7 protein-coding genes are annotated in these 9,118 nt (G+C 71.0%); 4 read left to right on the forward strand and 3 right to left on the reverse strand.

Annotated features, from left to right (window positions below):
* The 3 genes from D7Y15_RS40345 to D7Y15_RS40355 form a co-directional block, all read left to right on the forward strand.
* Positions 1–792 (forward strand): EI24 domain-containing protein (locus D7Y15_RS40345; RefSeq protein WP_121755899.1); only part of this gene is annotated, 792 nt, incomplete at its 5' end.
* A 217-nt stretch (positions 793–1,009) separates the two neighbouring features.
* Entirely contained in the window at positions 1,010–4,264 is a 3,255-nt protein-coding gene (locus D7Y15_RS40350; protein ID WP_121755900.1) for an MXAN_5808 family serine peptidase, read from the forward strand.
* Positions 4,265–4,456: 192 nt separating this feature from the next.
* Positions 4,457–5,365 carry a hypothetical protein gene (locus D7Y15_RS40355; RefSeq protein WP_121755901.1) on the forward strand — a complete coding sequence of 303 codons (909 nt, stop codon included), beginning with the start codon at positions 4,457–4,459 and terminating at the stop codon, positions 5,363–5,365.
* Here the strand turns inward: D7Y15_RS40355 and D7Y15_RS40360 are convergent, their stop codons facing one another.
* Positions 5,366–6,082 (reverse strand): glycerophosphodiester phosphodiesterase family protein, encoded by a 717-nt coding sequence (locus tag D7Y15_RS40360; RefSeq protein ID WP_120579460.1) that lies wholly within the window; start codon positions 6,080–6,082, stop codon positions 5,366–5,368.
* A gap of 119 nt (positions 6,083–6,201) precedes the next feature.
* On the opposite strand from D7Y15_RS40360, the gene D7Y15_RS40365 reads away from it, so the two are divergent.
* On the forward strand, positions 6,202–6,426 hold the full coding sequence (locus D7Y15_RS40365; RefSeq protein ID WP_120579459.1) for a twin-arginine translocase TatA/TatE family subunit: 225 nt from the start codon (positions 6,202–6,204) through the stop codon (positions 6,424–6,426).
* Here D7Y15_RS40365 and D7Y15_RS40370 read toward each other — a convergent pair.
* Together D7Y15_RS40370 and D7Y15_RS46155 are read right to left on the reverse strand one after the other, a co-directional pair.
* Positions 6,423–7,214 carry a hypothetical protein gene (locus D7Y15_RS40370; RefSeq protein ID WP_121755902.1) on the reverse strand — a complete coding sequence of 264 codons (792 nt, stop codon included), beginning with the start codon at positions 7,212–7,214 and terminating at the stop codon, positions 6,423–6,425. The genes D7Y15_RS40365 and D7Y15_RS40370 overlap by 4 nt on opposite strands.
* 6 nt (positions 7,215–7,220) lie before the next feature.
* The coding region (locus D7Y15_RS46155; RefSeq protein ID WP_233605275.1) for a hypothetical protein at positions 7,221–9,118 on the reverse strand (1,898 nt) is incomplete at its 5' end.

Here is a 9,118-nt window from a genome sequence, read left to right on the forward strand (position 1 = left end):
GTCCCCACCCTGTCTCCCCGGCCCCGTCTGTCGGATTTCCTCCAGGGCATGGGAGTGCTCGGCCGCGCCTTCGGCCTCATCTTCCGCTCGCGCCGCCTCTTCCTCCTCTCCAGCCTGTGCGCCGTCCTCACCGCCATCACCCTGGTGGGCCTGGCCGTCCTGCTCTACCGGTACGCTCCCGGCCTCCTGGAGTCCGTGTGGGCCCGGCCCGGGTCCTGGTACGGACAGGCCGGCTGGTACACCGCGCTCGTGCTGGGCTCCCTGGTCGCCTGGGTGGTGGGCGCCAACGTGGCGCCTCCGCTGCTCCTCACCCCGCTGCAGGACCCGGTGTCGGAGGCCACGGAAGCCGAGTGTGCGGGAGCGGACGCGGTGCTCTCACCCGCCTCCTTCGTGCGGAGCATGACGACAGGGCTGTTGCACACGCTCGCCCGCATGGCGCTGCTCTTCCTGGGGCTGGCGGTGCTCTTGCCGCTGAACCTCCTGCCGGGCCTGGGCAGCGTGGCGTTCACCGTGCTGGCCAGCCTGTGGACCATGCTCTGGATGGCGGCGGAGCACCTGGCCGCGCCCATGACCCGCCACCTGTACCCCTTCGCCCAGGTGCGCCGCATGCTGCGCGAGCGCCGGGCCCTCTGCCTGGGCTTCGGGGCGGGCGTCTACCTGCTCCTGTGGGTGCCCATCCTCAATACCTTCTTCCTCCCGGTAGCCATCGTCGGGGGCACCCTCCTCTACCGGGCCCTGCGGGAGGCCGGGGACCTGCCCCCGCCACCGGATGCCCGGGCGGACGCGAAATAAACGGGGAGGCCGGGTGTCCGTACGTCAGGGCCGATCGGGAACGCATTGCCTGCGGCAGACGTTCTCGGTCGCTAGTGACAACGCCACGCCTTGAAGCACCTGGAAGCCGTGATTAGGCTTGCCCGGCCGCTGGCTGGTTCCTTGGCTTACGTCGAACCGTTCGGATTCACAGGGCTTTTCACGCATCACCCGGGGCGCCTCTCGCGCCCCAGCTGGGATGAACCGCATGCCGCGTATCTTCCGCCGCATCACCGCCGTCGCCGTTCTGTTGGGGGCCTGGGCATTCGCAGGCAGTGACCGTGCTCCCCTCCCGCTCACCGTGGGAGCGGCGGAGGCGGGGCAGGACTCCTGGGACGGCGCGCTGCCTTCCGCCAGCAAGGCCGAGAAGGCCCCGCACGACCTCAACAGCCTCCGCGTCCTCACGAAGGTCATCCTCTACGTGAAGGAGAACTACGTCGACCCCAAGCGGGTGAAGCCCAAGGAGATGATGATCGCCTCCCTGGAGTACGTGGAGAAGAGCGTCCCGGACGTGCTCGTGGACGGCAACCCGGAGACGGGCAAGCTCAACGTCAACGTCAACGGCAAGCAGAAGGAGTTCGACATCTCCCACGTCGACTCCCTGTGGAAGATGTCCTTCGCGCTGAAGGACGTGTTCGACTTCCTGTCGAAGAACATGCGCCCCATCGAGGAGACGCGCGACATCGAGTACGCGGCCGTCAACGGCATGCTCTCCACGTTGGATCCGCACTCGGTGCTGCTGCGCCCGGAGCTGTACCGGGAGATGAAGCTGTCCACCAAGGGTGAGTTCGGCGGCCTGGGCTTCGTCATCCAGATGAAGGAGGGCAACCTCACCGTGGTGAAGGTGCTGCCCAAGACGCCCGCGTCTCGCGCCGGCATCCAGAAGGACGACCGCATCAAGAAGATTGGTGAGGAGTCCACCGTCAACATGGACCTCAACGAGGCCGTGTCCAAGCTGCGCGGTCCGGTGGACAGCCGCATCACCATCACCGTGGAGCGCGACGGCTGGGACAAGCCGCGCAACATGACGGTGGCGCGCGCCATGATTTCGATTGAGTCCGTGCAGCACAAGCTGCTCGCGGGCGGCGTGGGCTACGTGCGCCTGAAGAACTTCCAGGGCAACACCACGCGCGACCTGGAGGCCGCTCTGACGGACATCCGCAAGCAGGCGGAGGCCAAGGGCGGCTTCAAGGGCCTCGTGCTCGACCTGCGCGGCAACCCGGGCGGTCTGCTGGAGCAGGCCATCCAGGTGTCGGACACGTTCCTGTCCAAGGGCACCATCGTCGCGACGGTGGGCTTCAGCGACAAGCTGCGCGAGGAGAAGCGCGCGCGCATGACGGACGGCGAGGAGACCTACCCCATCGCGGTGCTGGTGAACGCGGGCAGCGCCTCCGCGTCTGAAATCGTCGCGGGCGCGCTCAAGAACCTGGACCGCGCGGTCATCATCGGGCGCCAGACGTTCGGCAAGGGCAGCGTGCAGGTGCTCTACGACTTCCCGGACGACAGCGCGCTCAAGCTGACCATCGCCAAGTACCTCACCCCGGGTGACGTCTCCATCCAGGAAGTGGGCATCGTGCCGGACATCCAGCTGGTGCCCACGCGCGTCACCGCGGACCGGGTGGACGTGTTCGCGCCCCGCAAGTCCATGGGCGAGGCGGACCTGGATCAGCACTTCGGCAACCCGGAGTCCTCCACCGTCGCCAAGAAGCGCGAAGAGGTGCTGGACCGCGAGAAGCCGGGCACCAGCCTCAAGTACCTGAAGGTGGACGAGAAGGCCGCCCAGGCCGCCGCCAAGAAGGAAGAGCCCAAGGAGAAGGTCGCCGCCAAGCCGGGCACGGGCGCCAAGGACACCAAGAAGGAGCACGGCCAGAATGATCCGCTCCTGGACGTGGACGTGGCCGGTCAGGGCGAGGACCTGGACGACCAGCTGGACGCGGAGTCCCAGGAGGAGATCAAGGAGGACTTCGAGGTCCAGTTCGCCCGCGACTTCGTCCTGAAGGTGCCGGCGGTGAAGCGCTCCGAGCAACTCGCCAAGGGCAAGACGTTCGTGGAGCAGAAGCGCAACGAGGAGGAGCAGCGCATCAACAACGCCATCGCCGCGCTCGGCCTGGACTGGAGCCCCGGTCCCACGCCCAAGAACGTGCAGCTGGACGCAAGCTTCTCCCCGGGCTCCGAAGCGAAGATTCTGGCCGGCGAGCAGCTGGACATGGTCATCAACGTGGAGAACAAGGGCACGGAGCCGCTCAAGCGCGTGCGTGGCTGGACGGAGAGCGACAACGCGTTCCTCGACCGCCGCGAGTTCCTCTTCGGCGCCATCGCCCCGGGTGAGAAGAAGTCCTGGAAGGTGCAGGTGCGCCTGCCCAAGGACCTCACCAGCCGCCGCGACGACGTGAAGGTGAAGCTGTTCGACGACAACGGCGCGCTGCGCGACACCCTGGTGTCGGAGCTGTCCTTCGTGGAGCTGCCCCGCCCCGCGTTCGCCTTCAACTGGCAGGTGGTGGATGACTGCGCCGAGTGCAACGGCGACGGCGTCGTGCAGCGCGGCGAGGACGTCACGGTGGTGATGGACGTCACCAACACGGGCGTGGGCCCGGCGCTGGACTCGTTCGCGCAGATCAAGAACGGCGGCGACGCGAACATCTTCATCGAGAAGGGCCGCTTCAAACTGGGGGAGATCAAGCCCGGTGAGACGAAGACGGCGCGCTTCCAGGTGTCCCTGAAGAAGGGCTTCAAGGGCGACACCTTCCCGCTGAAGCTGGCCATCCTCGACGAGCCCCTGGAGGAGTTCGTCCTGGAGAAGCTCCAGCTGCCCGTGAAGGACGGCCCCGTGGCCCCGCTGGAGGCGAAGAAGGGACTGGTGAAGCTCAACGACAAGGCGGAGCTGTTCGCCTCGCCCACCGCGGACGCGCGTCCGGTGGCGAAGCTGCCGCAGGGCGCCACGCTGGCCCTGGAGGCCACCACCAAGGGCTACTACAAGGTCGCGCTGGAGAAGGACCGCTTCGCCTTCGTGCGCACGCAGGACGCGAAGGAAGTGAAGACCGGCAAGGCGGCGGCGCCCAAGACGGTGGCGTTCACCACGACGCACCAGCCGCCGGACATCAAGCTGGACGTGGATCCGTCCCACGGCGGCGTGGTGGTGAACGGCGACAAGTTCACCCTCTCCGGCGCGGTGAAGGACCCCAACGGCCTGCTGGACGTCTACGTGCTGGTCAACGACCAGAAGGTCTACTTCAAGGCCGTGGACCCCAAGGGCGGCGAGCCCAACACGCTGAAGTTCACCGCTGACTTCGCGCTCAAGGAGGGCAACAACAACGTGCTGGTGGTGGCCCGCGAGAGCACCGAGTTCGCCAGCCGCCGCACGCTGGTCATCCGCCGCCGTCCGGCGGAGGTGGCCCAGAAGGTGGCGACGCCCGCCGCCACGGCCACCACGCCGGTGAAGCCGCGCCAGCAGTAGGCCTTCCGGGCACGCACCCGGAAACCGCCTGACCCGGGCGGCTCGCTTCCAGCGGACATCCCCCTTCGAACGGGGGCGTTTCCCTGGAGGAGGGCCGCCCGTTTTGTTGACGCTTCCCCGAGGGCCGATTTAGGGTCCGCCGGAGGTGGGCGCCCGCTTGGCCGGCACGCGTCCCGGAGGCGTGATTCCCCCATGCGGACGTTCAGTCGGTGGCTGGTGCTCGCGACGGCGCTGTCAGGGGCCGCGGCCCATGCGGACGCCAACGACCTGGTCATTTCCCGTTTCGGCGTCGAACGCCGGGGCGCCACTTTCGTCATCACCAACACGGAGTTCGCCGAAGCCAGCGCGGACTTCCGCGCCTTCGCGCGCACGTTCGGCGCGGTGATGACGTCCGCGAACCTGATGCCCCCGCGCACCACGGGCCACTCGGGCTTCGCCTTCAACGCGGAGCTGTCCGTCGTGTCGCTCCCGGAGGACGTGCAGCTGCCCACGGAAGGCGCGCAGCCGGGCTCCGTGCTGGTGCCGTCCCTGCACGTGCGCAAGGGCCTGCCCTTCTCGCTGGAGCTGGGCGGGCGCGTGGGCTGGATTGAGAAGAGCAGCATGGTGACGGCCACGGGCGAGCTGAAGTGGGCCGTCAACGAGGGCTTCACGTACCTGCCGGACGTGGGCGTGCGCCTGCACGTGACGAAGCTCTTCAACGCGCAAGACCTGGACCTGACCACCACGGGCCTGGACATCGGCGTGGGCAAGCAGTTCCCGCTGGGCGGCATGGTGACGGTGACGCCCTACGGCGGCCTGGACCTGAACTTCGTCAGCGCCACCACGCGCACGCTGGACTTCGACCCGAGCCGCAACCCGGCGGACACGGCGGGCAACAAATCGCGCGACGCGCTGACCAACACCGCGCCGTATTCGCGGGTGAACGCGGGCGACAACCTCACCCCGCGCTTCTACGCGGGCGCGCGCTTCATTGGCGGCGTGCTGCAGCTGGGCGCGGAGATTTCGCTCACCAACCTGGGCAGCTTCGACCAGGAGGGCGCCGGCAGCCGCGACCTGCCCTCCGTCTTCGCCTTCAACACCACGCTGGGCCTGGACTTCTAGTCAGCGCAGGGCCTCGCGGACGCGGCCCGGGCGGTTGGTGATGAGGTAGGACACCCCCAGGTCCCGCAGCTCGCGGGCGCGCCGGGGGTCGTCCACCGTCCACGCCGCCACGCGCAGGCCGGCGTCATTCCACGCCGCCACGCGCTCCGGAGTGCACGCCTCGTGGAAGGGGTGCACCGAGTGCGAGGACACCAGCGGGCTCAGCGCGTACGCCTGCAGCGCCCAGGGCTTGTCCGGGTCGATGAGGAAGCCCCGGCGCAGCGTGGGCGCCACCGCCGCCAGCCGGAAGAGGCACAGCGGGTTGAAGCTGGACACCACCACGCGGCCCGCCAGGTCGCGCTCGCGCAGAAGCCGCGCCACGCCCGCCGCCAGGCCGCCGTCGTCGAAGCGGTCGCACTTCAACTCGATGTTGACCAGGAAGTGCTCCGGCAGCGCGTCCAGCACCTCCTCCAGCAGCGGGATGCGCGCGGGGGCGAAGCCCAGGGGCGTGCCCACGTCCGCGCGGGAGAGCTTCCACCAGGGCGTGGAGCGGACCTCCCAGGGCTGCCCCGCCAGGCGGTCCAAGCGCTCGTCGTGACACACCACCACCTCGCCGGAGCCGCACACCATGGCGTCCAGCTCCACGCCGTCAGCGCCCTGGCGCACGGCCTCCGCGAAGGCCTCCAGGGTGTTCTCGGGGGCGTCGGCGCTGGCACCACGGTGAGCGAGCAGGAGCATGGGCGCGCAGTGTGCGCTCAAACGCCCCCCGCGCGCAGCGCCGACGTGGCGGGCGCGTCCGAGGGCGGACGCGTTGGCGCGACTTGCCTCGCGGGTGGGTTTATTGCAGTGTCCGACGCATGTTGGGCACCGGAGAGTTCCTCGTCCTCGGCTTCATCCTGCTGGTGGTCTTCTCGGCCGCCCGGATGGGGCAGTTGGGCAACGCGGTGGGCAAGTTCGTCTACTCGTTCCGCAAGGCGTCGCGCGGCGACGACCTGGTGGACGTGAAGCACCTGCCCCACTCGCGCCGGGGCACCACCGACGCGGACTACACCGAAGGCTCCTCCAAGGACCGCCGCTCCTAGAACTCCTCGCCGGTTGGCAGCACCAACGGACCGGGCGGGCTGCCGGGCGATGGAGCGAGCAGCAGGCGCGCGGCCTGCTGCCTCAGGGCGGGGAGCAGCCCCGTGTCCTCCACCATCTCGCGCAGGTCCAGGGTGGAGAGCAGCGGCACCAGCTTCGCGCCCACTTCCGGCGGCAGATATGGATTGAAGGCCAGCGCGCGGCGCACCTTGTGGCGCACGGACCAGCGCGGCGACTTCCAGATTTCGACGAGCGGCTCCGGACGCGCGGGCCTGCGCGCCGCGATGCGCACCACCAGGTCCTCGGTGAGGCGCGGATTGATCAGCACGTTGCGCAGCACGGCCGGGTTGCTCACGGTGGCCAGGCGCGACAGCACGTCCGGGTCGCGCGTGAGGCGGGCCTGCTGCTTCAGGTGGCCCAGCGACTGGCTGGCGGCCTGCGCGTCCGCGCGGGCGGCGGCGTCCGCGTCCAGCTCCTTGCGCGCGGGGCCTTGGGCGAAGAGGTCCGCCACCGCCTCCAGTGACTGCACGTGGGCCATGCGCCGGAGCGCCTCCACGTGGGGGATGTGCTCGGCCTCCTGGTCCAACGCGGCCAGGAAGTCCGACAGCACGCAGGTGGCGGGGGCCTGTCCGGCGCGGGACAGCGACAGCAGGTGGCCAATGAGCTCGTTCGTGTCGAAGGGCTCACGCCGGGCCAGCTCGCGCGCGGCGGCCTTGCGGCGCACGGTGGCGCCTCCGCCCAGGGCGTGCAGGTTGCGCGCGAGCACGCGGGCCTCCTCCAGCGTGGACATGACGCTTCAGCCTCCCGTGCGGTCCGCGGTGGGTTCGGAGGGGATGGGCTCCAGCGTCACCTCCAGCCGGAGGCCGGTGAGGTCCGCGGGGAACTCCTGGAACAGCACCAGGAAGGGCACCTTGCCGCCCGGCGGCACCGGGAGGGACGCCGCGTCCATGCGCTGGCGGAGCGCGGTGGCGGCCTCGCGGGTGGTGACGGCGTGGAGCTCCTCCGGAGTGGCCAGCGCGCCCGCGAGCCCCTCCGTGGAGCGCACCCGCTGGTCGCCGTCGAAGAGGGCGGCGCGCACGCGCACGGCCGCGGCGGCGCCAGTGCGGTTCTCCGCCTCTCCGCGCACGACGAAGAGCATGCGGCCGTCGCGCGTCTCGTAGAGGCCGTTGGACACGTCGCTCGCGATGAACGGACGGGACGCGGGCATCACCAGCGTGCGCAGGCGGTCCGGGGACAGCGTGGAGGGGTCCACCTTGCCGTCGCGCAGGTACATGGTGCCCAGCGCGCCCAGGGCCACCACCAACACGGTGGCGATGGTGAGGTTGAGGACCAGCCCCGTCAGCTTCCGCGCGCGGCCGGGCATCCGCCGCTGGGGCATGCCCACGTCCTCGATGCGGGCGGAGGGCTTGGCCACCGTGACGGCCGGGCCCCCGCGCATGCTGGCCAGGTCCACCACCTCGCGGCGGGGCGTGGTGATCTTGAACGGGTCGCCGTCGTCGTACGCCGGCACGTCGCTCAGCAACGAGATGCCGCCGGGCTCCTCCGCGCCCGCTTCCGCGGGCACATCCCCGAGCAGCGCGGCACGGCCGGTGTCGGAGGCGGCCACCCCCTCCTCGCCGGAGGCCCCCGCGCCGGAGAAGTCGAACAGGTCGCCCATCGGCTCCGGACCGACGTGCGTGTCCTCGGGGGCGTCCTCGGGCGCGGCGGACAGGTCCGGGGACGGAGCCGCCATGTCGATGGACGAGAACGGATCCTCGCTCTCGAAGCCCGGCGAGGGCGTCACCGGCCCCACCGCCGTGGCGCCGCCCGGAGCGGGCGCCTGGGCGACGTTCGCGGCATGGCGCAGGGACGCCGCGTCCGGGACCGCCGGAGCGTCGATGGGGAAGTCGAAGAGCGGATCCGGCGAGAGGTCCGTCGAACCGGCGGCGGCCAGCCCCGCGGAGGCCACGGGCGCGGTCCCGGGACGTGCCGCCCCGACAGGGACCGAGGCCAGGGGCATGCGCGCGACGGGGGCTCCCGTCGAAGGCATGGGGGCACGCGCGGGAGCAGCGCCCGACGGTGCCGGTCCGCCGGCCGAGAAGGCGCCAGGCGCCGGAGGCATGGCGGCACGCGCCGGAATGGCGGACGGGGAGGCGCCGGGAGGAGGAGCCACCGCCCCAGGAGGAACCGGGCCCCGGGGCGCCACTGGCCTCGGAGGTCCCCCCAGAGGCGCGGCCTCCGCGGCGAACGCTCCGGGTCCGCTCGGAGCCACGGCCGCCGGACGGGCCGCACCCGCGAGCGCCCCGGGAGGAGCGGCCCGGGGAGGCGCGAAGGCCCCCGGAGGCACCGGGCGGGGAGCCGCCGCCGGAAGAGCAGGAGCCACGGCCGGCCGGGGAGCGGCCACCGGAGCGCTCGGCGCCGGCGCGTCCATCATGAAGTCCGCGAACGGGTCATCCAGGTCCGGCACGACCGGATTCGGGGGCGGCGGCGGAGGGGCCGCCTGACGCCGGGACGCGACGCCCGGAACCGGCGTGGGCGGGTCGAACGGCATCATCGCCCCAGGGGCGCCCGGCGTGGCGGGGGCCCGGCCGGGGGCCGCTTGCGGGGCGTCCACGTCGATGTCCACATCCACGTCACCCCAGGACTGGACCTGGGACCTCACGGCGGGGGCGCCGGGCGCGTAGTACGCGGCACCCGGGCGGGTGACCTCCCCGG

The sequence above is a fragment of the Corallococcus sp. AB030 genome, assembly GCF_003668965.1.
GTDB classification, from domain to species: domain Bacteria; phylum Myxococcota; class Myxococcia; order Myxococcales; family Myxococcaceae; genus Corallococcus; species Corallococcus exiguus.